Annotated in this window: 1 protein-coding gene; it reads left to right on the plus strand. The window is 62.0% G+C overall.

Annotation, left to right across the window (positions count from 1 at the left end):
- Window positions 1-182: 182 nt before the first annotated feature.
- Window positions 183-919, plus strand: a 737-nt coding sequence (locus C4334_RS14500; RefSeq protein ID WP_352432803.1) for a VWA domain-containing protein, incomplete at its 3' end; no start/stop codon positions are given.

The following is a 919-nucleotide window of genomic DNA, read 5'->3' on the forward strand; positions in this document are numbered from 1 at the left end:
TGCGTGGCCCTCTTCGTGCCGGAAGGTGTGCCGCTGACGACTACTAGGGACTAGTCCCTGATGTTCGAAGAAGAGCGTGCGGCGAAACGCCCGCGCTGGTGAAGAAAGGTTTCCGAAACGTTCGCGTTGGCGAAGCTAAAAGCAGCGACCTAGCGCGAGATTTTCCCGTCGAGGAGTCAAAGATGCGAAAAGCGGCTCCCCTCTCTCTGCTCGTGCTGGCTTTTTGCCACCTTGCGATGGCGCAAGCCCCACAAGATGAAGAGCGCATCATCACGAGCACAACGGAAGTCGTGCTCGATGTGGTCGTCAAAGATCGAAAGGGACGCCCGGCGAAGAACCTCGCGCCGTCCGATTTCGAGATCTACGAAGACGGCGTGCGACAAGAGATCAAATCTTTCGAGGCGGTTGTGCGTACCGTTCCATCGGCCGAACCGCCCCGTGGAATCGCCGCGCACGACGCCGAAACGTCCCGCCGCACTGCGACACGCCGCATCGGCCCAAATTCGTTAAGCGCCGTCGCTTTGGTCTTTGACCGGCTGTCGCCTGATGCGCGCGCACGCGCCAGCAAAGCGGCGCTCGGCTATTTTGGCAACGCGGAAGTCACGTCGGACTTCGTTGCCGTCTTCGCCATTGATCAGCGACTTCACACGTTGCAGCCCTTCACGCGCGACGCTCGCCTCGTCCGTCAAACGCTCAACGCGCTTGCCGCTCGCGGCTCTTCGCCCTATGCCTCCGACGCAGCGCAGACGCGCGATCTCGTCGCGCAACAGGCGGCGCTTGTCGGCAGCATCGCCAACGCACAAGCGACCATCGCTGGCGCTGGTCCAACCAACGCTGGAGCCGTGAGCGCAACCGCTTCGACGCTCGGGGCGAGTGCCGTAGAGCAACGCATCGCTGAGATTCAAAAGCGCGTCCTCGA

The sequence above is a fragment of the Pyrinomonas sp. genome (assembly GCF_040289685.1).
GTDB lineage: Bacteria > Acidobacteriota > Blastocatellia > Pyrinomonadales > Pyrinomonadaceae > Pyrinomonas.